The sequence below is a fragment of the Vibrio vulnificus NBRC 15645 = ATCC 27562 genome, from assembly GCF_002224265.1.
Taxonomy (GTDB): Bacteria; Pseudomonadota; Gammaproteobacteria; order Enterobacterales; family Vibrionaceae; genus Vibrio; species Vibrio vulnificus.
The window spans coordinates 161,431-183,091 of record NZ_CP012881.1 but is presented as its reverse complement, the minus strand read 5'-3'; the positions used below and the strand labels follow the sequence as shown (position 1 = coordinate 183,091).

The following is a 21,661-nucleotide window of genomic DNA, read 5'->3' as shown; positions in this document are numbered from 1 at the left end:
AAGCTTAAATAGAGAAATTAGAAATAGCAGCCTCAATAGAGAACCGAGTTCATATAGCGAAAAGTTGTAAATATTTTGTAAAATTAAGGTTGATGAGGTGTTTGTGGCGAAAAAATCAGCACTTAATCGCGATAATGAAAGATAAGGTGGGAAAATAGACTGTTCGGGCTTCCAATTTTATTCTTAAACTGTTTTACTTGCTAGCAGGATGACGTCAAGCGAACAATGTTCGTGTGTAAAAAATTTTGTACATAACCTATTTAGACGCTCATCTGGATGCAAACACAACATATTTTTTGGAGATAGAGCGTGGATATGAGTAATACAAGTGCAGCACCACGTGACACGTGGGGGTCTAAACTAGGCTTCGTGATGGCAGCCGCAGGCTCTGCGGTCGGTTTAGGCAATATATGGAAGTTCCCTTACACAGCAGGTGAGAGCGGCGGCGGTGCATTCGTTGCGATCTACCTATTTTTCGTTATTTTTATCGGCTTTAGCGTAATGCTCACTGAGTTTGCTATTGGTCGTAAGACAGGTCTTTCTGCGGTTGGCGCATTTAAGTCAACGGATCGTCGTTGGACGTTTACAGGCGTATTGGGTGTCTTCAGTGGTCTATTGATCATGGGTTTCTACCCAGTGGTTGGTGGCTGGGCACTGGCCTACATCTTCAAAGTGGGTGGTGGTCTATTAAGCACACCAGACACCATTGGTTCGAGCTTTGGCGCGTTTATTTCCGATCCGGTTCAACCTCTGCTTTGGATGGGTATCTACCTGCTACTGAACATCGTAATTGTTATGCGTGGTGTTTCTGGCGGTATCGAGAAAGCGGGCAAGGTCCTAATGCCACTGCTATTTATCATCCTCATCATCGTATCGGTGAAAGGTCTGATGTTGCCAGGTGCGATGGCAGGTCTTGAGTTCCTGTTTATGCCGGACTTCTCAAAAGTAGACAGCAATGTTGTGCTCGCAGCTCTGGGTCAAGCGTTCTTCTCGTTAAGTTTAGGTATGGGTTGTATGATGACTTACGGCTCTTACTTGAAGAAGCAAGAAAACCTTGTACAAACCACGGGTATGGTTACCGCGATGGATACCGGTGTCGCTATCCTAGCCGGTGTGGCTATGTTCCCAGCGATGTTTGCTTTTGGTATGGAGCCAGCAGCGGGCCCTGGTCTTGTATTCGTGGTTGTGCCTCAGTTGTTCTCTGAAATGGGTGGTGTTATTGGTCTCGTTCTGGCACTCCTGTTCTTTATCGGTTTGACTGTAGCAGCACTGACTTCTTCTGTTTCTCTTCTTGAAGTGGTGGTTTCTTACCTCATCGATGAGAAAGGCATGAAGCGTTCAACGGCTGTTATCTCATCAAGTGTTGTGATGGCGTCTTTGTGTATCTTCGCTTCACTGTCGCTAGGTGGTGTGGGTCCAAAACTGTTTGATACTGGTGCATTTGATATCTTCGACTTGCTCACTGATAAAATCTTCCTTGCAGTGGGTGGTATGTTGGTATGTATCTTTGCCGGCTGGCGTTTGAGCCGCGAAGATCTTGAAAAAGAGATCACCAACGACGGCAAAGTCTCTTTCCCACTGTTTGGTGTTTGGTACAACCTAGTCAAATACATTATTCCAGTAGCAATCGCGATTGTTGCGGTGATGGGTATTAAGTCTGGCTTTGATAGCGGTAAAGGCGAGATCATGGTGCTAGGTATTTCCATCTTCGTCTTCGCTGGATTACTTTCGAAGAAGCTGTAAAACCGTTGAATAAACATCAAAAACCTCCCTTTTGGGAGGTTTTTTTTTGCGAGCTACAACACTCAACTATTTGATAATGTAGTCGATATACTTTACGTGAGAAAGATTCATCGTAAGGAAGTTTAGAGTGAAGATGTCAGTAAGAAAAAAGTTATACGCCGGTTTTGGCAGTGTATTGGCCATTATGCTGGTGATGGTGGCAACAATATGGGTAGAGGTAACTGAATCACATGCGGTGGCCAATGAAGTGCGTCAAGACGATGTACCTGAAGTGGTTTTCTACTTAATTTTGGTGGATGAAGCGGGAGACGTCTACCGTGATGCTATGGGGGTTGTGACAGGCGTAGAAGGCGCAGCACAAGACTATCGAGACAATAAAGGTGAATTTGCCGCTGCACTACGCGAGGTGCGTAAACTCGAAACGCCAGGGGGAGAAGATGATCGCCGCCTTGAGAAAATTGAATCGTCCATGAAGCAGTTTACTGACGCGTTTGAAGCTCAAATCTTGGCGAAAAATGGACAGGGAGACATTGATGAATCTCTGATTGTGGCTTTACGCAAGTTGTATCAAACCCACTTGATTCCAATTGAAAACATGCTTGATGAGGCATCAGAGGAAGAAATTGCTGGTGCAGATGGGGCCATGGGGGCCTTAGAGGACTCTCTGTCTAATATTGAGCGTACCATCATGATACTCACAGCGATTGGTATCGTCCTAACGTGTACCATTGCTTATCTGCTTTCGAATTCGATTACCGTCCGTTTAAGTAAGCTAGATGAAGTCGCTCAGCGTGTTGCCAGTGGGGATCTGACAGCAGAAGATATTGAAGACCAATCTGGTGATGAGTTGGCGAATTTAGCCACCTCCGTTAACAAGATGCAGCACTCTTTGGTTAACCTTATCAGTTCAATTTCCTCAGTGACTCGGGAGGTGCAAGTGGTCACGGGGGATCTCAATAAAGTAAGCCGAGATATTGTGCAGGGTGCATCCGCGCAAGCTGACAAAGCCAATTTGATCGCAACGGCGGCCGAAGAGCTGAGCCTCACCATCTCGGAAGTGGCGCAGCAAGGCAGCTCAACGTTTGAAGAGGCGAAACGCTCAGAAGCGTCGGCGGAAGAAGGGCGCAACGTCATCGTAGAAATGGTGGCGAGTATTCAGCAAGTCTCTCAACAAATGAGTGATATGTCGGTGCAAATGAACGAGCTTGGAACGCACAGTGAGCAAATTGGTAGTGTGATTAAAGTGATTGAAGATATTGCCGCGCAAACCAACCTATTGGCTCTCAATGCGGCGATTGAAGCGGCTCGTGCAGGTGAGTTTGGTCGCGGTTTTGCGGTGGTGGCGGATGAGGTTCGAGCTCTGGCAGAAAGAACCACTAAAGCAACTAAAGAAGTCGCAGGCATTATTCAAGCGATACAATCAGGCACACATGAAGCGGTCACTTACACCCAAGATAATTGTCGTTTGGTTGAAATTGGTGTTGAGCAGAGTCAAGGTGCCGTTTCTTCGCTAGAAGCAATTGTGGCGGGGGCTGCGAATGTGCAAAGCATGGTCAATTCCATCGCTACTGCAGCGGAAGAACAGACAGCGGTAACGAAAGAGATCGCGTCAGACATCACCGCTATTAGTGATATTTCTGAACAATCTTTGGCTCTTGCAAACCGCAGCTCTGAGAGCGTGGCTGGTTTGAGTGGTAAAGTGGCTCAACTGGACCAGTTGATTGGTAAGTTTCGCATTGCGTAAGCATTAGAGTTTGGCTGGTATTCATGACGATTACGGGTATACTTCGTCCTTGTCCATGAAACCAGCCAAATTCGCATGAAAATGGCTCAACTTGTGTTACGCCATGTTTGATATTCTCTTTACCCACCCTGATTTTCTGATCATCAACAAACATCCTAATGTTTCGGTTCACAAAGATGATGGCGATACCATGCTGTTACAAGAAGTGGCCAACGTCAGTGGTGATGAGCATCTATATCTTATTCATCGGCTCGACAAAATGACTTCTGGTATTTTGTTGCTGGGAAGAAACAGCACGGCGGCCAGCGCGCTTTCACAACGCTTTGCGCAACGAGAGGTAGAGAAGTTCTATCTCGCCATTGGTGCGAAGAAGCCAAAGAAAAAACAAGGTACCATTATTGGCGATATGGAGCGCTCACGACGGGCCAGTTGGAAGCTGGTCAACAGTAAGCAAAATCCCGCCATCACTCAGTTCTTTTCCCTTGCCGGAGAACCGGGAGAACGCGCCTTTTTGTGTAAACCCTACACGGGCAAAACCCATCAGATCCGCGTGGCGTTAAAATCGGTAGGATCGAGCATTGTTGGCGATCCCATCTACAATGCTGGCAGTGATTCCGATCGTGGTTACTTGCACGCGTTTTGTCTTGGTTTCCAATACCAAGGTGAGCAATACCACTTTGTGTGCGACCCGAGAAATCAAGCCGACCTGGGTGAGAAATGGAACAGCGAGGCGCTCAACCAAGCCATTGAACAATGGTTGACACCTTGGCAACTCAACTGGCCAACCATCAATAAATAAACAAATTAGTAGAGACACAGATGCAAGCATCACACCTAACGACATTTTTCCAGCATGTCGAATCGCAGTTACAGCAGGCTCCTGATGAGATTCGCCGTCTTTTTCATGGGCGTGGTCGACGCTTTGAAGGGCTAGAGCAAATTACCTGTGATTGGCTGCACGGCCAGTTGATCGTCAATCTCTTCAAACAAGTGGATGAGGCATTCTTACAATGCCTCAGAGAAGGCTTGTTAGCGCTAACGAACACACCATTGTGGCAAGAAAAGCTTGGCCGTTGTGTGGTGATTCAACACCGCTATGCCGATGGTGATCCAGCCGAAGTGTTGGTTGGCGAATTGGAAGCGCGCCCTGTGGTTGTCGAGAGTGGCCTGAAATATCAATTAGATATTGGCCGAAATCAGAACTTTGGCCTGTTTTTGGATATGCGCTATGGTCGCGATTGGGTACGCGAAAATGCCAAACAGAAGAATGTACTCAACCTGTTTGCCTACACCTGCGGTTTCTCTGTTGCGGCGATCGCGGGTGGTGCAGATAAAGTGGTGAACGTTGATATGGCCAAATCGTCATTGTCGAAAGGGCGTGACAACCACAAGTTAAATGAGCACAACATCAATCAGGTTAGCTTCTTGGGATACGACATCTTCAAATCTTGGGGGAAAATCAAAAAAGCGGGCCCTTATGATTTGGTGATTATTGATCCGCCGTCGTTTCAAAAGGGCAGTTTTGCGCTAACCAAGGATTACAAGAAGATTCTTCGCCGCTTGCCAGAGTTATTGACAGAGCAAGGTGAGGTGTTGGCGTGCGTTAACTCCCCTGCAGTGAGCAGCGATTTCTTGATTGAAAGCATGAAAGAAGAAGCGCCTCAGCTGACTTTCCGTGAGCGCTTGGACAATCCTCCTGAGTTTATGGATATCGACAGCGAAGCCGCGCTGAAAGTGCTGCGCTTCAATTAACAGCGTAGCCAGCGAACGTGAAAACGCCCTCAACATTGTGAGGGCGTTTGTTTATCAGGAGCGTCGCTTGTTTAGTGCAAGCTGACATCCAGATCCGATTCGATGTGCGATGAGCAAGCCAGAACATAACCTTGCGCAATTTCTTCGTCGGTGAGCGTTTCTTGGCTGATGGTGCGCACTTGGCCATTCGCCACTTTGCACTTACATGAGCCACAAATGCCACTGCGACAAGCGACAATCAACGGCAGACCCGCATTTTCAAGTACATCCGCCAACAACTGACCTTTCTGGGCGTTAATGGTTTGGGCGAAGTCAGGCACCGAAATGCAAACCGCTTCATCGCTCGCTTCCATAGCGTCGGCTTTCTCTGGGGTAAAACTTTCGTGATAAAAGTTATTCATGTTAAACCCCAAGACTTGCAAATAGTCTTGCGTATCTTGCATAAACTGATTTGGCCCACAGAGATAGATGGTACGGGTGGCAAAATCTGGCACCAAATCTTGTAGCCATTGCGCATTGAATCGCCCTTGTGGGTGCGTTGTACCTTGGGCATCTTTGAGCAGCAGCTTTAAGTGGAAATGAGCATAGGCCGACTGGTAGGTTGATAGGTGATCAAAATAGATCGTTTCTTGGGCTGAGCGGGCAATGTGAAGAAATTCAATATCGACATTCATCTCATTGCTCAGCCAATGTTTGGCCATGGCAAAAACGGGAGTGACACCACATCCAGCGCTGATCAAGAGCGCTTTCCTTTGTCCATCGAATTCACGTGGTGGGTGGTCAACACAATTAAACTCACCCGCAGGGGCGAGGGCTTGAACCGTATCTCCGATAAGCAGAGAGTCGATGATGAAGTTTGACACTTTACCCCCCTCAACTCGTTTGATGGTGAACTGAAGGTATTCATCACCAGCCAGCGAACTGATTGAGTAGGCACGAAATTCCATCTTGCCGTCGATCTCTACACCAAGGTTAACGAACTGGCCTGGCTTAAATTGAAAAAGCAGCGATTCAGTGAGATCAGCGAGACGGATGGAAACCGTGTCATCGGTTTCAAAAAACTTATCTACGCATTGCAACGTTGCGGGTTCGTTGCCTTGCCATTCAAAAAACATAGAGCACTCTTTGTTGGGATAGAAGGAAGATGAGTGCCCTCACGAAGGAGGGCACGAGTGATTAAGCAGCAAGAATGGTGTTCAGATCGTCCTGAACATTACCGATGCTGCGCATATCAAACTTCTCTTGAATGATGGCAATCAGGTTAGGAGTCAAAAACGCAGGTGCAGTTGGACCGGTGTAAATGCCTTTCACACCCAGAGCGAACAAGGTGAGTAGGATAACAATCGCTTTTTGCTCAAACCACGAAAGGACAAGCGTTAGTGGCAGCTCGTTGATGCCACAGTCAAACTCTTGCGCCAGCGCCAAAGCCAATTGAATCGCGGAGTACGCGTCGTTACATTGGCCAACATCGAGTAGGCGAGGGATGCCGTTGATGTCACCAAAGGTGTTTTTGTTGAAACGGAATTTACCGCAAGCAAGCGTTAAGATCAGCGTATCTTCTGGTGCGGCTTCAGTGAAGTCGGTGTAGTAGCTGCGCTCGGCCTTGTCACCGTCACATCCACCCACGAGGAAGAAATGTTTGATGTTGCCTTGTTTCACTTGATCGATCACCGCAGGGGCGGCATTCATCAGTGCGTTACGGCCAAAGCCGACGGTGATCATGTGCTCAATCTCATCGTGCTGGAAGCCCGGTTGTGCCAACGCAGATTCAATAACGGCACTGAAATCGTCACCTTCAATATGAGCGACACCCGGCCAGCCTACGATGCTACGCGTGAACAAACGGTCTGCGTATTGGCCCACATTGGGGTTCAGCAGGCAGTTTGAGGTCATCACAATGGCACCCGGGAAGTTAGCAAATTCTTTTTGCTGGTTTTGCCAAGCACTGCCATAGTTACCCACCAGATGCGGATATTTGTTCAGTTCTGGATAACCGTGCGCAGGTAACATCTCTCCGTTAGTGTAGACATTGATGCCTTTACCTTCGGTCTGTTGCAAGATTTTTTCTAAATCGTGTAAGTCATGGCCGGAAACCAAGATGCATTTGCCTTTGACTGGCTTGACGTTGACCGCGGTAGGAACCGGGTGGCCGAACGTCGCGGTTTCGCCATGATCGAGCATTTCCATCACTTTGTAGTTCATTAGGCCAATGCGCATTGAACACTCTAGCAGCTCGCCAAGATCGTCAGGATCGGTGCCTAACCAAGCCATGATTTCGTGGTACTCCGCATAAATGTCGTTGTTGGTTTGTTCCAACACGCGTGCGTGTTCCATATAGGCGGCGGCCCCTTTTAAACCATACAGGCAGAGTAAGCGCAAGCCAATGACGTCTTCATGAACACTTTCTTTGCCGCGATTGACCGCAACTTGTGGGGCGAAGGCGAGAATGGCTTGTGCGTTTTCTGGCAGTTCAAACTCAGCAACCGCAGGAACTTCTGACAGTGGTGAGTTTGCCAGTGAAGAGGCAGTGAGTACTTGGTCTTTTAGCTGTGCTTTAAACTGCGCAGCCTGAGAAGTTAATTGCAGAATACGTTCAGGATCGAAGTTAACGTTGGTCAGTGTGGAGAAAAACGCTTTTGGCGCCCATTGATTGATTTCATCGTTAATGATGCCGTATCGATGTGCTTGAGTCGCCCAGTAGGAAACCCCTTGCAATAAGTAGACAAGGACGTCTTGTAAATCGGACACTTCTGCGGTTTTTCCGCACATACCTTGAGCAAAAGAGCAGCCTTTTACGGCTGGGGTTTGAATCGTCTGTTCACATTGAATACAGAACATAGTGGCGTCTCCGGTGTCGTTATCCCTAAACGAAATGGGTTTAGGTTGTTGTTATTAGATTAAAAACGTTCACCTAAGAGCAGATTACGTGCCAATTTGTATCTCTATGAAATTAAAGGATTTATTTTTAAGATGCCTATGTCGGAGATGTAAAAAAGACACGCTGTTCGTGTCTTTTTTACATCAATAAATACCCAATTGCTTACACTTTAACCCCTAGTTTTTTCCCCATCCGGTACAAATTGCCTCTGTCCATCTGTAGAAACTCAGCGGCTTTCGCCCAAATTCCATCCGATTGGGACAAAGCGTGTTCAATCAATTGTTTTTGATAGGATTCGACCAACTCTCTCATCCCTTGAGCGTGTTCAGGAAAGAAGGTGGATGTATTTTTGACATCAGATTGATTTGTCAGTGTCCCGATATGGTCGCTTTTGATGGTGGTTTGCCCTTGTTGAATGGCGTGCAAGGCGGCGCGAGTGAGGGTGTGTTCTAGTTCACGAACGTTACCATACCAAGGTAGATGCTCTAATTGGTTTAAAAGTTTTGGGTGGACATGCAAGTTAGGCTCATTGAATTGATGGCGAACTTTTTCAAGCAGATAGCCTGCTAATACCGGAATATCGCCCTCTCGCTCACGCAAGGCAGGAACCTTGATTGGGAAAACATTCAGACGATGGAAAAGGTCGGCGCGAAAATGGCCCGTTTCGACTTCTTTCTCCAAATTTCGGTTGGTGGCGGCAATGATGCGTACGTTCACCAACAGGTGTTTATCACTCCCAACTCGCTGCAGTTCCCCTTGCTGAATCACGCGCAGCAATTTAGCTTGCAGCACCAAAGGCAGCTCGCCCACTTCATCGAGAAAAATAGTGCCTCCATCAGCCAGCTCAAATTTTCCCGCACGATGTTGATTGGCGCCGGTAAAGGCTCCCTTTACATGCCCAAACAGCTCACTCTCCGCCAACCCTTCCGGGAGCGCTGCACAGTTCACGTAGATCATCGGTTTGTCACTGCGATGCGATTGTGCGTGAACGTTATGCGCCACCAGCTCTTTGCCCGTGCCCGTTTCTCCCATGATCAATACCGCGTAATCTGAAGGAGCAACGGTGGTAATTTGTTTGCGCAGCTGATTGATTTGCGGGCTAAATCCCACCATTTCCCCTTGCTGAGATCGCGCTTGTTGGATCAGTGTTTGCGTGACGCTTTTTTGCTTTTTATTCTGCGCTTTCAAGGCCTTGAACTGGGCAATATTGCGCAAGGTGGCCGCGGTTAAGGCGGTAAAGGTTTCCACCATCACGGGGTCGAGATAATCAAAGGCGCCGACGGTCAGAGCATCCATCGTTAGTACACCAACCAATTGGCCGTCGACATAAAGGCTGCTGCCAAGGCAATCGTGCACATCGATGCATTGATCTTCGGTGAGCAGCGAACCATCAAAGGGATCGGGTAGAGCGCAATCGGCATCAAAGCGCACCGTGTGGCGACTTTGTAAAATACGTTCCAAACGGGGATGGGTAGCAGGAAAATAACGCCGGCCTAATACCGCTGGGGATAAGCCTTTAACTGCGACGGGCGTAAGAAAACCGTCTTGGTCAAACACAAATAACGCAGCAGCATCACAAGGAAATACCGAAGCGATGCCATCAATCAAGTGTTGGTATTGTTGTTCGCTTGATAGAGTGGAACTTAAATTCAGTGCGATTTTCAACACCGCTTGGTCAATCGTTTGGGACATAACCGCCTCTTCTTGGATTTTGAGCGGTTATGCTACCAAGGTGATGTCATTTGAACATCGCATTCAAGCAAAAGTTGATGTTCTATTGACGTCGATCAATTTGTCTTATTCCTCTTCATCGACTTGATTGAGGGTGTGGAAGCCAGAGTAGATACGTGTCCCTGTTGTGAACCAACATGCCGCGCCAAAGAGGTAAGCAAGTGTCGCGAAAGAGTGTGGGAAGAGGCAAAACAACACAAAACAGGCGATGGTTTCTGTGCCTTCGGTCAGACCACTCATGTAATAAAGAGATTTGTTTTGATAAACCGGGTTATCAATACCCCGTTTACCCGCCATCACCGCGAAAGCGAGAAAACTGCTGCCTGTTCCAATGAAAGAGAAAATCAAAAAGGCGCCAGCAATGGCGTTTTGTTCTGGGTTGGCCAAGACAAAACCAAAAGGAACGAGTGAGTAGAAGAGAAAGTCCAAGCTGATGTCGAGAAAACCACCGGCGTCGGTGATCCCTTGGATGCGTGCTAACGCCCCATCAAGCCCATCGCAGACTCGGTTCAGAACAATAAACGCCAATGCTAGTAGGTATTGCTCTGCCATCAGGGCGGGAAGGGCAAAACAGCCCAAGGCAAAACCGAGTATCGTGATCTGATTGGCGGTGACGCCATAATGGTTGAGCACTTGGGCACTTTGCGTCAGCGGCCAACGTATCACTTTAATGCTAAATCTATCTAACATTGCACTGCTCCCAAGGCCAATGCAGCACTCGGCTTCCCGGTGGCACGTCATCAATATCGTGGGTTACCATCAGCGCTGGAATATTGGCCTGTTGCAATTGGCTGATGACCCAGTCGCGAAATTGCACTCTCAGTTCCTTATCCAATTTGCTAAATGGCTCGTCAAGCAGCGCCATTTGTGGTTTGGCTAATAACATTCGTATCAAGCTGACCCGCGCTCGTTGCCCCCCAGAAATTTGCTCCGGATAAGAGTCGGCTAACTCAGACAAAGCGATTTTGTCGAGGGCATTGATAGCCTGCGTTTTTCGCTCTGTCCCTTTGATGTCGTTGGGCAACGCAAACGCCAAATTTTGCCAAATATTCAAATGAGGAAAGAGCATATCATCTTGAAACAAAATACCCACCTGACGCTGGTGGGGAGCCAAAGGTGCGAGATCGCGTTGGTTAAGCGAAAGTGTACCTGAGTACTTAAATTCGTCACTCAAATGACCGGCGATAAGGCTCAGTAGTGTGGATTTTCCGCAACCACTTGGGCCCATTAAGCTAACAATCTCACCGGCGTCAATCGTCAAATTGATGTCGGAAAACAGCGTCTCGCCCGAGCGTTTATGGATGGCGAGGTTTTCGAGACAAAACGTCATGAGTTTTAGTGTCCTTAACGCGAGCGTGACGACCGCGCGTTTGTAAATGTCCAATAAAGAGGGCAATAGAAAAGAAAACAAATGGCAGTATGGCTTGCCACAAAGCGTAAATGGCCGTCACGCGACGATCTGAGCCGCTCGAGAGCGCCACCGCTTCGGTGGTAATGGTGGTGATGCGGCCCGCACCGAGGATAAGCGTTGGCAAATATTGTGCAAGGCTAACGCTTGCCCCGACTGCCCAAGCATACAAAATAGCCGGCATTAGGATGGGCATCTTGATGCGAATAAAGACCCAAATCGGTGCTTTACCAAGACTGAGCGCGGCGCGCGTGTAGTTCTGGTTGTAGCTGCGCCAAGGGCCATCCAAAGCCAAATAAACGAGGGGAAAGGCAAAAAACACGTGTGACCACAACACCCAAAGCGAATAGGCATCTGACGAGAGATAAAGCGTCGCAATTTGCAATCCAAACAAGATAGAAAGCTGCGGGATCAACATCGGCAAGGCAATGACATAGCCAGGAAGATGAATTCGATGCTTATCGCGGTATTCATGTGCCACCAAAGCCAAAAGTACAGCAACACTGGCTGTTGCGAGGGCAAAAAGCAAACTCTGTTCCACGGTTGGCAGTACGTTTTGCCATTCGGCCTGCCAAAAGCGCAGGCTATAACGGCTGGGTAGAAGATCGGGGAATCGCCAGCGGTGGGCAAAGCTCCAGAGCAACATCAAAGGAAACATAGTCAGTGCCAGTAACGCTGAAAAAGCAAAGAGTGTTTTTCCTGGCAGCGAAAAACCAAATCGGCCGGAATACTGCCAGCGACCAAAATAACCCGTGACACTCTTTTCAAACAGCATGATAGCCGCCATAAGCAGACTGGCGATAACAAACAGAACCATCGCACCTGCGGCAGCTCTTGGTAATAGCTCTAACTCAGGATCACTAAACCACTGCCAAACCAATACGGCAAACGTGGCAGGATTGGTTGGGCCGAGGATCAAGCTGAGATCAACCACCGCAACGCCATACGCCATCACAGCAAACAGTGGAAAACGCATTTTGCTTAACCACTGAGGTAGGACGGTCTTCCACCAAAACTGTGCCGGTGAATAGCCCATAGATGCGGAGACTTGGCTGAGCTGAGCAACGTTTAACTGCTGCAACACTGGCACGCTCATGAGCAACAAAAACGGAATTTCTTTCAGTGCGAGGGCGATGGTCAGCCCCAACGCATACGGGTCGTTGACAAACCAAGCACTATCGTCAGTGGATAGACCAACATCCAACGTTTGCACCGCGACTCTCGCAACCAACCCAGTGGGAGAGAAGAGAAAGGCGAAACCGATAGCAAACGCCACATGGGGCATTGCAAGCAGTGGGGAGAGTAGCGACTCCACTTTTTTCCAATGGCGGTTTTGCCACAAGGCTTGCAAGATTGCGAAAGTAAATAAGCAAGCCAAGTAGGTACTGAAAAGGGCGCTAAACACCGTCAACGCGATGGACTTTTCCACACCAGTCCAATTGAATACTGCCTCAAATCCGACCGAAGACAGTTGGTGCAAGCCAACGGGAGGAATATAACCAAAAGACGAGAGCAACACGCCGAACAAGCCCGGAATAACCGGAGCAATGCACACTAAAATCAGTATCAAATAAGCGGCTCTAAACATCGTGCTCTCGTTTGTATTGGCTCTTGGTTGTGGTCGAATTAATTGCCGTAACGCTTTTGCCATTCGGCTTCAAGCGCGGTTTGCCAGCTTGGATGTGGCTCAGCCACCGATTTAAATAGGCGCGTGTTTTTAGCGCTGCCGGTGAGATACTGATTCTCCAATACAGATGGATCGCCCCAAATTGACAGGTCACCTTTGCGTGACTGCGCTTCTGGACTGAGCAAGAAGTTGATGGTGACCAGTGCCCCTTCCGTTGCGTTTGCATTCCAAGGAATGGCGAGAAAATGAATGTTTGATAGCGCGCCTTTGCTCATGGCAAATGTCTTGGTTGATTCTGCTAGCGTGCCATTCGCTTGGGCGGAGTAAACTGCATTTGGGTTAAAGGTGATGGCTAAATCCAACTGGCCGTCATCCAATAGTTGGAAAGACTCTGCGCTGTCCGTTGGGAATTGTTTTCCCTGACGCCAAGCAACACGATGAAATTCATCCAAATATTGCCAAAGTGGCTTAGTGATGAGTTGAAACTCTTGCTCGTTGACCGGTTTTGCTAATGCTGGGTCGTTATCGGTTAGCTCAATGAGCACCGCTTTCAGAAAACTGGTGCCGTGAAATTGAGGAGGGCGCGGGTAGCTGATGCGGTTAGGGTACGCTTTTGCATAGCTCAGCATTTCTGAAAACGAAGTGGGCGGATTGTTAAGTGTTTTTTCATCATGAATAAACACTAATTGACCCACGCCCCATGGCGCCTCGAGCCCAAGTGTGGGTTCTGAAAAGTCACTGTCTACTGGCAGCGTCTTATTGACGTATTGCCAACTTGGAAGCTGTTCAACAAAAGGTCCGTAAAGCAGATCATTGTTTTTCATCGACTTAAAGTTTTCACCGTTAATCCAAACCATATCAACGCTCCCGCCTTGGTTTTTTCCTGCGGCTTTTTCTGCGATGAGTCGAGTCGTGGTTTCGGCAATATCGGTGACTTTGACGTGCTTAAGCGTGACACCATAGCGAGTTTTCAGTTCGCCTCCCGCCCAGCGAAGATAGTCGTTGATCTCTTGGCTACCGCCCCATGCATGGAAAAAGACCGTTTGTCCTTGTGCTTTTTCTTCGATTTGTTGCCAAGAGGGTGTGGTAGCAAAAACGCTGGCAGAGAGTAGCGCGCCAGTCAGTAGTGTTGTCAGCCGTTTCATAGCATTCCTTTCATGTTGAGCTTTATGTGTTGCAACCAGAGACCGTGCTTGTCTCGGTTTTCTTTCATTATGAATGAAAAAATTGAATTTATTGAAATGTTTACGAGTTTTGTGCGCAAGTTGTTCAGTTTTTGATGCTTCTATGAACAGGTGCAGAGAACGAAAGTGAAAGCCACATGAAGCAAGATGAGAGAATGCAGGGGTAAAGCGATGTATGGAGTGGCGAGAGAATAAAAAGGACCGCGAGAAGCGGCCCTAAAAAATCAATCAAACTGGATTAGTTTTTCCAATCTTTCAGTGTGAATGTGAGCGTGTGGTTGCTGTTTTTCAACACTAGGCTGTCTTTTGTTAGGGTGATATCACTCCAGTCAGACAAAGTTTGAGAAACGGCTTGCTCAGTGCTCATCGCGTCATCGATACACATCTTCATTGTCATGCCCATTTTTTCAATGCGGAACTGGTTATCTTTCAGCTCGGCTTGACCAAAGAAGTTGTTACAACCCGCGTTACCATTAGCCATCATGTTTTCACCCACTTCAAGGCGAGGGGCTTGTTGATGCTCGTTGATTGTAATGGCGTTGCCATCAATGCTGACGAGTTCCCAATTATGGTGCTGTAAATCTTGAGCTGTTAATTGTTTCATGTTGTCACCGTTACTTACGCAAGCAGTCATTAGTAGAGGCATTGAAATAGCGGCAAGTAGGGTTTTTGAACTAAGCTTCATTATATTAACTCCAGATTTGGGGAATGAGGGAAGTATAGTTAATCGAACGCTGTATTTGTCAGAATACGGTCATAGTTTCGTATGAAAATTTGCCGTTTAAAGCAACCATGGTCATGTTTTTATTAGAGAATGCTTTCTTAGCTCATGGAGATACGATTAGAGTGAACAGTGAAAGCGATGAGCAGCAGGAGGCGGTATGGAACAATTGGAGTTTTTCACTGTACCCAGCCCTTGTGTGGGGGTTTGCAGTGTCGATGACAAAGGCTATTGCAACGGATGCATGCGTAAACGTGAAGAGCGTTTTAACTGGCTGAACATGACACCAAGTGAACAGCTGCATGTGATTAAACTGTGTCGTCAGCGTTATCGTCGTAAGCTTGCACAAGGTAAAGATCCATCAAGCACAAAAGAAGAAGTACAAAGCCCACAGCAAGATTTATTTTAACTCTCCCTAGCCCTAGTACACATTTGAGATGCGTTGACTAAGGAGAGTCAAATGCATGAGTTGATGACTATTTTAGCCCCCACTTATCGTTTACCCACCCCCCAGCATGTTCATCAAAATGGCTACCGACAAATTTATGATTTTGTTCAACATCATGCGTTGAATGCGTTTTGTCTGTCATCAGTTGATAGATGTAATTTGCCATAGGGTCGTTACTGGTTTGCAGCTCGCGTCGTGTCACCACTTCTCTTATGAGCTGTAGACGATAGGATTTGCTGGCTCGTTTCATATTTCTAACCTCCGTGAATACATAGCAGCAGTGTTTAAGGCGTAAACTGCTCTTACTCGTACGTTAGTGGTACGAATTCTCTGGAGGCCATTTGAAGTCAATCGCTTGGCATTAAATACATTGTCTCAGAGCAGATAGGCACGCCATCTTGTATCACGTATCTAACGGTTCTCAGAGACGTGAAATGAAACCTAAACGACATCGGTCTACACCTCAGTCGATAGCAACTTCCTCGTTTGGTTGCAAGCCAGCGACCTTGTCGAGGGTGGGTTGCTCAGGTACTGATCAAATTTAGAAGTGGGCCAACATCTCGTCAATGGTGTTTTGATTATTTTTTGTTCGTTTTTTAATTTTGAGTTTTTCTTATAGCAAAGCAATCGTTCAACCGAGCCTTGATAACCTTGCGTGATTTAGTTCGTTGGTGAATGGCGACGAAGGGACAAGACGGGATTATCGCGTTCATGAAATTTGTATCGAGCGCCGTTAGCGCTATTCTAATAAGTGAGATTATTGCAAATTTATTCATAAAAATTATGAATGGCGGACACGAACTACAGATGATGGCTTTTATACCACCTCTAAACGCCGTATCTTATAAATCATTATAATTTCTATAAATGACAGTTGGCGCAGGTTAACGTTAAGCACAGCTAAGGTGCTTAAGAACTTGTTGCGAATGTTTGGAACGCTTATGCCTGTATTGCGACCTTCTCTGCGTGCAATTTTGTTATCAGTGATGCTGTTAGTGTCTGTCGTGCCTATTGTGCTGTTTTCGTACTGGGCGGTTCAGCATGCGCTTGAGAAAGAGTATCGAGCCGTGCACGAAAAGCACTTGCTGCTCGCCAAAAACCTGAGCGCCGCTTTAGAACGCTACAGTGTCGATGTGCTCTCTGTGTTTGAATCGATCAGCGATGAGTTTGATAGCAATGAACTCTCTGCCCAACAAATCAACCTTCTCCAGCAGCTCAATTTACATGCTTTGGCACGTTATTCAAAAAACGCCATGCAACGTAGGGTGTTGTTTGGTGAGCCCGTCTATTTTCCCAAAACATTGGATGTCAACGCCGATCAAATCACGCGAGTTACCCCGGTTATTTCGCAGTTTCTTCCCCAACCAACAATTTATCTCTACCGTGAAGATAAATACGGACGAGTTTGGGTGGCGGCGATGGCGAATGAGTATGTTGTTCAGCTTCAAGAGGCGGTGAGTTTTGGCGAGAAAGGGCATGCCGCTATTGTCGATAACACCGGAAGCGTCTTGGCTCATCCAAACAAAGAGTGGCAAGCTCAGGCGAAAAATATTGCCAAAATCAGTGTGGTAAAACGGATGTTAAGAGGTGAAACAGGCGTGGAGCGCTTTTATTCACCAGCAATGAAGGCAGACATGATTGCTGGGTTTACTGTGACGCCGACGTTAGGCTGGGGCATTATGATCCCTCAACCCGTGAGTGAATTAGATGCGGCAATCAACGATTTTAAAAAAGTCACGTTGGTGGTGGCCATCGCCTGTTTTGTTATTTGCTTTATCTTAAGTTGGCAGCTCTCGGGTCTGCTAATGCGACCAATAAGAAAACTTACCAAGCAAATTCAAGGAATGACGGAGACAGAGAGCCGCATCTCTCATTTGGAAACCATCGAAGGTTTTACTGGTATTAAAGAGACTCAAGCATTGGTGGAAAGTTTCAATCTCATGACCAATGAAGTGAATCGCGGGCGAAAAGAGCTCGAATTTAGAGTCTTAGAAAGAACCAAAGAGCTGAAATCGGCAGAACGTTTTGCGCGTCATCTCGCATCACATGATTCTGTCACGGATTTGCCGAATCGTACTGCCGTGAGACAAGCGATAGCAAAATTCTTGGAGCGTAAGCAGCCGTTTTCGCTGTTATTTATTGACCTTGATGGCTTCAAAGCCGTCAATGACGAGTACGGTCACCAAACGGGCGACCTTCTATTGAAAGCGGTCGCTCAGCGGTTACTGGATACCGTGGGTCAGGAGGATATGGCGGCTCGCTATGCCGGAGATGAGTTTATCGTTTTGTTGAAGAATCAATCGACGCAAGAAGCGACCAAAATCGCTCAAGCATTGCTTGAGACGATTGCGATACCAGTGATTGTTGAGCGCAAAGCCCTCGTCATTGGCGCAAGTATTGGGTTAGTGACGGTTGACGTCGAGACGACGTCAACCAATGTGGATAGCCTCATTCACGAAGCGGATATCGCGATGTACCAAGCAAAATCTGCAGGTAAGGGAAGAGTTGTCCAAGTGCAAAAAGTCAATGAAAGCAGTTGATCATCCACAAGACATCATCCAGCAAGGAATCCTAAATCTTTTTGCGCAAAATGCTTAAGGTTGGGGAATATGTCGAGCAATTGCTGCTCAGTTTGAATACCCATCCACTTTGCCACGGTTGCACCGATTTGTTCGACAGAGGTGGTTGGAATCATTCGGCCACGATTAAAATCGTTTTCCCCATCAAGGACGAGGGAAGGCCATTGGCCATAAATCCGTCCAGATTGCAGAGCGCCACCCATGACCCAGTGGTTGCTTGCCCAACCGTGATCCGTTCCCGATCCATTGCTGGCAAGCCTTCGGCCGAAATCTGACATTGTCATGGTAGTGACTTGATGGGCGATCCCGGCATTTTCCAGCGAAGTGTTAAAGGCGTCGAGGGATTGGCTTAGCTCAGCCAGTAAGGTTTGATGGGCGACCAATTGGTTGGCATGGGTGTCGTATCCACCCATTCCAACGAAATACACCTGTCTTTGATGCCCCAGTTGTTCACTGGATTTGATCAATCTTGCAACGGTATGAAACTGTTGGCTCAGTCGGTTATCTGGGAAGTGTGGCTCCTCAGGAGAGGACGTTAGCGCGGCTGAAAGCTGATCTCGAATAGTAATAGAATCGCTTTTCACCTGATCAAAAGCTTGTGCAAATAGGCTGTCGGGTTGCAGCGCCAAAACTTGGTCAAAGCTTTGTTTCCTCAACGTATTGTTGTTTGCCCATAAAGTGGGCATGCCATCTGGGTTGATCAGGTTCGCGCGCTGCTTCTCACCATTCAGCCACTGCACATAGCCGTTGATGCTGAACGTTGGGCTCACTTCTAACTGCCCATTGGAAAGCACATCCATCATTCTGCCTGCCCAACCTAACGTGGAGGAACTGCCCGCCCAACCCCGTTGCCATTCAGCTTGTTGCGAGTTGTGTGAAAAAAGAAAGGGTGGTAGAGCGCGAGTGCCATTGAGAAGCTCTGCTTTGGTTGTGGGTTCTACGAGCACCCCACTGTTGACAATGGGGATGGCTTTACCGCGGTTAACTAATGCTTGCAGTTCATTCATGGCAGGGTGAAGGCCGAAAGAGAGCGTTGAACCAGTGGCCAACGTCAGCGGCAACAGCGATTCTTTGGCTAACGCAATGTCAGGCCGAGCACGTGCATATTCATCGTAATGGGCATCACTGGTCGGAACCAACATATTAAACCCATCATTGCCACCGAACAAAAACACGCACACAAGTGCTTTATAATCATTGGTGGGTAGAGCGAAGCTGGGTTTACTGCCTAGCATCGATACCAAAGGTGTGGCGGCGAGAGCAGAGATAAATTGTCGACGAGTCACCATACGTTGCTTACCTCGGTGTGAAATTCCTGACTGTTCAAAATGATATGCAGCGCATTACGCACTTTGGTGTTTTGCTGGTGATCTTTGAGCTGATTTAAGTTCTGCTCAATGATGACCGCAAGTTCTGGGCTGATTTGCTCGGAGAGAAAGCGTCGGCTCAGCTCGGCAATCAGCGCGGGATGATCATTCGCGAGCGCTTCTAACGGGGCGAGATTGACGACAATTTTCTTTGGGTTCTCTTCTGAATCGTATTGACTGTTTCCAGTAGCAGACCACATCTGGTTACTGATATTAATGAAGTTGTTCCAGCTTAGAATCTGAAATTCCGGTGCTACTAGGCCTTTTTCCTTCATTTGCGCATTTGGCGCGTAGTCCGGCGAGAAGAAATTGAACACACTTGGAGAAGAGAGAGGCGCTTGGCCAAAGGCGAAAAACGTGCCATTGCTGTTGTGATAACGCCCGGTTGGGTCGGCACTTTTGGCTTCGAGTGCACGGTAAAGATTGGTCATCGAAATGAGTGGCTCTTTTAAGCGCTCTGTTGAGCCATTGAGTGCTTCTGGGTCGAGCAAAATAGCTTGGATGACGGCTTTGAGATCGCCTCGTATGCCTTTGCCATTGTCATTAAAGGCCAGAGTGACGCGTTCAACATACTGAGGGGACGGATTGGACGTGACAAGCCTTTGGATAAGTAGACGAGCGATGAATGGACCGGTATTGGCGTGGTTGGTCAACATCGCCATCGCTTGAGCCATATCTTGTTCAATACTTTGCCCTGCTGGGAAGCGCTCACCCATAACGACTTTTTCATCGCTATCGTGTTTGTCAGCATAAGGTGCCATGGCTTGAAACCAATCTCCCTGCTTACTGGTCCAACTGCCATTACTTTTGTCCGCCAAGTGCCAACCGGTAAAGACTCGCGCTAAGTTTTCGATGTCATCTTGTGAATAAGTCGGGAGCAGCGCGCCGTTATTGAGTAAAGGGGTGCCATCTTGGTTGAGTTGGTACAGGCCTATGCTAAATAGCTGCATCACTTCGCGTGCGTAATTCTCATCTGGGAAACGGTTCTTTTGCGGATCGGCGTGCTGGTTTGCCATCATCGAAAGGTAGTCGCCCATGACGGGATGGCGAGTTACCGCTTCCAGCAGATCACGATAATTGCCAAAAGCGTGTTCCAACAGCATATCGTAATAGTGTGTGAGCTCTGGCGCACGGCCATTGAGGCTGGCGCCATAACGTGACACAACAAAGATCTCACTCAAGGCAAAGGCGACTCGTTGACGCAGTTGGTCGGGAGCGTGATTAGCCTGATGCCACCAGACTGCAACGCGATCTGATTGAGTGAGCGTATCGCCCTCAATCACATAACTTTGTAAGAGCGGAAGGTGGAATGAAGGGGGCATAGAAAATTGCTGATCCAACCAAGCTTGGTAGCCAACTGACGCCATTTGTTGATAACTATTCGGGGTTGGGCCAAAAGTCGCTCGATAAAGTAAATCGTAGCGTTGGTTCGGTTCTAGGTAGCTTGGTTGTGTCGGGGATGAGCTGCTGTCACTGCCGCATCCCGATAGTAGAGCACCCAAAATAGTGACGGGTAGAATGCGTATTTGCCAAAAATTCATAGAGTCCTTTCCTACTTGCTGGCGCAGTGATATCGGCCAAAAAAGCTCACCCTCGAAAGCGTTTCTCGTGATGCTTATCGAAGGAGGATTGCTGGCTGCTGAGCTGTCACACCAAGTAGTTTGTATATAAACGGTGATAGAGTAAAAAATTGAGCGGAAAGTAGCAGAAAGCGTCCGGTAATTAAAAGCGTCGATCAGGATTAATGTGCTGTTGCTTCAAGTTGCGTCGAAGCTGATTACAGAGAATGCGAGAGAAAATGCAAAGGCTGTGCAAATTATAGAATGAAAAGGAGTAAGCCTTTTGGAGTGTTTGCGTTTTGATGGTGCTTCTTAAAGAAGGCGCCTATGACGGAAAGGATATAAAACGTGGGAAAGGGCATAAAACGGTGAAACCCCAGAGGTGGTAAGTCTCTGGGGTTTCGAATTTTTTAGATTGTTCGGATGGTAAGGCCGAGAATCTTATATATGCAAAAGGTTGGATTAAATCCGATTAATTCCCTGGTAAGGAATTAGATACGGATGAAGTCCATGTGCTCAACTTTTGGCTTGAACGCGTGACGTTGAACGTCTTGTGGCTTAACCTTAACTTCTGCGCCGCCGATCACTAGAGTGATTGCTTCGTAGAATTCAGGCTTGTCCATTTGGTTTACGATGTCATCGTGGTTTAGTGCTACTGCAACTGGTGCTGCTTCACCACCGTAAACAACTGCTGGGAATTGGCCAGCAAGACGTAGGCGGCGGCTCGCACCTTTACCTAGTTCAGTACGTACTACTGCTTCAAATTTCATAGTTTTACTCTCAAATTAGTAAAAGTTAATTTCATACCCTGTAATGCGACCTTACAGAAGTAAGTATGGCTTCAACGGGAAGTTTCCTGTCAAAGCGAGCGCGGATACTACCACTCAACCGTGCTTTGAGCAACTGATATTCCGCCAAAA

The 21,661-nt window shown here is 47.5% G+C and carries 18 protein-coding genes; 6 read left to right on the top strand and 12 right to left on the bottom strand.

Annotation, left to right across the window (positions count from 1 at the left end; translation table 11 throughout):
- Nucleotides 1-315 precede the first annotated feature (315 nt).
- The 4 genes from AOT11_RS00740 to AOT11_RS00725 all read left to right on the top strand — a co-directional run bounded on the left by AOT11_RS00740 (nucleotide 316) and on the right by AOT11_RS00725 (nucleotide 5,239).
- Nucleotides 316-1,743: a sodium-dependent transporter gene (locus AOT11_RS00740; protein WP_026060822.1), complete on the top strand. Its 1,428-nt coding sequence runs from the start codon at nucleotides 316-318 to the stop codon at nucleotides 1,741-1,743.
- 127 nt (nucleotides 1,744-1,870) lie between these two features.
- Nucleotides 1,871-3,487 (top strand): methyl-accepting chemotaxis protein, encoded by a 1,617-nt coding sequence (locus AOT11_RS00735; RefSeq protein WP_017422215.1) that lies wholly within the window; start codon nucleotides 1,871-1,873, stop codon nucleotides 3,485-3,487.
- Nucleotides 3,488-3,590: 103 nt separating this feature from the next.
- Nucleotides 3,591-4,286 (top strand): TIGR01621 family pseudouridine synthase, encoded by a 696-nt coding sequence (locus AOT11_RS00730; protein WP_017422214.1) that lies wholly within the window; start codon nucleotides 3,591-3,593, stop codon nucleotides 4,284-4,286.
- A gap of 20 nt (nucleotides 4,287-4,306) precedes the next feature.
- Nucleotides 4,307-5,239, top strand: a complete 933-nt coding sequence (locus AOT11_RS00725) for a class I SAM-dependent methyltransferase (RefSeq protein ID WP_017422213.1) — start codon at nucleotides 4,307-4,309, stop codon at nucleotides 5,237-5,239.
- A gap of 71 nt (nucleotides 5,240-5,310) precedes the next feature.
- On the opposite strand, the gene AOT11_RS00720 is transcribed toward AOT11_RS00725, so the two are convergent.
- The 8 genes from AOT11_RS00720 to AOT11_RS00685 all read right to left on the bottom strand — a co-directional run bounded on the left by AOT11_RS00720 (nucleotide 5,311) and on the right by AOT11_RS00685 (nucleotide 14,752).
- Nucleotides 5,311-6,354, bottom strand: a complete 1,044-nt coding sequence (locus AOT11_RS00720; protein WP_026060821.1) for an FAD-binding oxidoreductase — start codon at nucleotides 6,352-6,354, stop codon at nucleotides 5,311-5,313.
- Between the two features lie 61 nt (nucleotides 6,355-6,415).
- Nucleotides 6,416-8,077: a hydroxylamine reductase gene (hcp, locus tag AOT11_RS00715; protein WP_017422212.1), complete on the bottom strand. Its 1,662-nt coding sequence runs from the start codon at nucleotides 8,075-8,077 to the stop codon at nucleotides 6,416-6,418.
- A 202-nt stretch (nucleotides 8,078-8,279) separates the two neighbouring features.
- On the bottom strand, nucleotides 8,280-9,809 hold the full coding sequence (gene norR, locus AOT11_RS00710) for a nitric oxide reductase transcriptional regulator NorR (protein ID WP_017422211.1): 1,530 nt from the start codon (nucleotides 9,807-9,809) through the stop codon (nucleotides 8,280-8,282).
- A gap of 105 nt (nucleotides 9,810-9,914) precedes the next feature.
- Nucleotides 9,915-10,538: a CDP-alcohol phosphatidyltransferase family protein gene (locus AOT11_RS00705; protein WP_026060820.1), complete on the bottom strand. Its 624-nt coding sequence runs from the start codon at nucleotides 10,536-10,538 to the stop codon at nucleotides 9,915-9,917.
- Entirely contained in the window at nucleotides 10,528-11,178 is a 651-nt protein-coding gene (locus tag AOT11_RS00700; protein WP_017422209.1) for an ATP-binding cassette domain-containing protein, read from the bottom strand. Before AOT11_RS00700 ends, AOT11_RS00705 begins: the two co-directional genes overlap by 11 nt.
- Nucleotides 11,144-12,844, bottom strand: a complete 1,701-nt coding sequence (locus tag AOT11_RS00695; RefSeq protein WP_026060819.1) for an ABC transporter permease — start codon at nucleotides 12,842-12,844, stop codon at nucleotides 11,144-11,146. Before AOT11_RS00695 ends, AOT11_RS00700 begins: the two co-directional genes overlap by 35 nt.
- Nucleotides 12,845-12,882: 38 nt before the next feature.
- Nucleotides 12,883-14,028, bottom strand: coding sequence for an ABC transporter substrate-binding protein (locus AOT11_RS00690; protein ID WP_017422207.1), 1,146 nt, complete (start codon nucleotides 14,026-14,028; stop codon nucleotides 12,883-12,885).
- A 277-nt stretch (nucleotides 14,029-14,305) separates the two neighbouring features.
- Nucleotides 14,306-14,752: an META domain-containing protein gene (locus tag AOT11_RS00685; protein WP_017422206.1), complete on the bottom strand. Its 447-nt coding sequence runs from the start codon at nucleotides 14,750-14,752 to the stop codon at nucleotides 14,306-14,308.
- A 196-nt stretch (nucleotides 14,753-14,948) separates the two neighbouring features.
- Between AOT11_RS00685 and AOT11_RS00680 the strand changes: the two genes are divergently transcribed.
- Nucleotides 14,949-15,197, top strand: coding sequence for a DUF1289 domain-containing protein (locus AOT11_RS00680; RefSeq protein WP_011080680.1), 249 nt, complete (start codon nucleotides 14,949-14,951; stop codon nucleotides 15,195-15,197).
- A gap of 67 nt (nucleotides 15,198-15,264) precedes the next feature.
- Here AOT11_RS00680 and AOT11_RS00675 read toward each other — a convergent pair whose 3' ends face one another.
- On the bottom strand, nucleotides 15,265-15,486 hold the full coding sequence (locus AOT11_RS00675; protein ID WP_011150071.1) for a hypothetical protein: 222 nt from the start codon (nucleotides 15,484-15,486) through the stop codon (nucleotides 15,265-15,267).
- Between the two features lie 691 nt (nucleotides 15,487-16,177).
- On the opposite strand from AOT11_RS00675, the gene AOT11_RS00665 reads away from it, so the two are divergent.
- Nucleotides 16,178-17,776: a diguanylate cyclase domain-containing protein gene (locus tag AOT11_RS00665; protein ID WP_017422204.1), complete on the top strand. Its 1,599-nt coding sequence runs from the start codon at nucleotides 16,178-16,180 to the stop codon at nucleotides 17,774-17,776.
- A 14-nt stretch (nucleotides 17,777-17,790) separates the two neighbouring features.
- Here AOT11_RS00665 and AOT11_RS00660 read toward each other — a convergent pair whose 3' ends face one another.
- The 3 genes from AOT11_RS00660 to rplY form a co-directional block, all read right to left on the bottom strand.
- Nucleotides 17,791-19,104 (bottom strand): DUF1501 domain-containing protein, encoded by a 1,314-nt coding sequence (locus AOT11_RS00660; RefSeq protein WP_017422203.1) that lies wholly within the window; start codon nucleotides 19,102-19,104, stop codon nucleotides 17,791-17,793.
- The gene (locus AOT11_RS00655) at nucleotides 19,098-20,723 is read right to left on the bottom strand and encodes a DUF1800 domain-containing protein (protein ID WP_017422202.1); all 1,626 of its coding nucleotides are present in this window, start codon (nucleotides 20,721-20,723) and stop codon (nucleotides 19,098-19,100) included. The genes AOT11_RS00660 and AOT11_RS00655 overlap by 7 nt, the downstream gene beginning before the upstream one ends.
- 509 nt (nucleotides 20,724-21,232) lie before the next feature.
- Entirely contained in the window at nucleotides 21,233-21,511 is a 279-nt protein-coding gene (gene rplY / locus AOT11_RS00650; RefSeq protein WP_017422201.1) for a 50S ribosomal protein L25, read from the bottom strand.
- Nucleotides 21,512-21,661: the final 150 nt, after the last annotated feature.

Coding starts and splice junctions, on each gene's coding strand:
- rplY (WP_017422201.1), bottom strand. CDS start 21,511: ATGAAATTTGAAGCAGTAGTACGTACTGAACTAGGTAAAGGTGCGAGC.
- AOT11_RS00695 (WP_026060819.1), bottom strand. CDS start 12,844: ATGTTTAGAGCCGCTTATTTGATACTGATTTTAGTGTGCATTGCTCCG.
- AOT11_RS00685 (WP_017422206.1), bottom strand. CDS start 14,752: ATGAAGCTTAGTTCAAAAACCCTACTTGCCGCTATTTCAATGCCTCTA.
- norR (WP_017422211.1), bottom strand. CDS start 9,809: ATGTCCCAAACGATTGACCAAGCGGTGTTGAAAATCGCACTGAATTTA.
- AOT11_RS00725 (WP_017422213.1), top strand. CDS start 4,307: ATGCAAGCATCACACCTAACGACATTTTTCCAGCATGTCGAATCGCAG.
- AOT11_RS00720 (WP_026060821.1), bottom strand. CDS start 6,354: ATGTTTTTTGAATGGCAAGGCAACGAACCCGCAACGTTGCAATGCGTA.
- AOT11_RS00660 (WP_017422203.1), bottom strand. CDS start 19,104: ATGGTGACTCGTCGACAATTTATCTCTGCTCTCGCCGCCACACCTTTG.
- hcp (WP_017422212.1), bottom strand. CDS start 8,077: ATGTTCTGTATTCAATGTGAACAGACGATTCAAACCCCAGCCGTAAAA.
- AOT11_RS00655 (WP_017422202.1), bottom strand. CDS start 20,723: ATGAATTTTTGGCAAATACGCATTCTACCCGTCACTATTTTGGGTGCT.
- AOT11_RS00680 (WP_011080680.1), top strand. CDS start 14,949: ATGGAACAATTGGAGTTTTTCACTGTACCCAGCCCTTGTGTGGGGGTT.
- AOT11_RS00705 (WP_026060820.1), bottom strand. CDS start 10,538: ATGTTAGATAGATTTAGCATTAAAGTGATACGTTGGCCGCTGACGCAA.
- AOT11_RS00665 (WP_017422204.1), top strand. CDS start 16,178: ATGCCTGTATTGCGACCTTCTCTGCGTGCAATTTTGTTATCAGTGATG.
- AOT11_RS00675 (WP_011150071.1), bottom strand. CDS start 15,486: ATGAAACGAGCCAGCAAATCCTATCGTCTACAGCTCATAAGAGAAGTG.
- AOT11_RS00730 (WP_017422214.1), top strand. CDS start 3,591: ATGTTTGATATTCTCTTTACCCACCCTGATTTTCTGATCATCAACAAA.
- AOT11_RS00700 (WP_017422209.1), bottom strand. CDS start 11,178: ATGACGTTTTGTCTCGAAAACCTCGCCATCCATAAACGCTCGGGCGAG.
- AOT11_RS00740 (WP_026060822.1), top strand. CDS start 316: ATGAGTAATACAAGTGCAGCACCACGTGACACGTGGGGGTCTAAACTA.
- AOT11_RS00690 (WP_017422207.1), bottom strand. CDS start 14,028: ATGAAACGGCTGACAACACTACTGACTGGCGCGCTACTCTCTGCCAGC.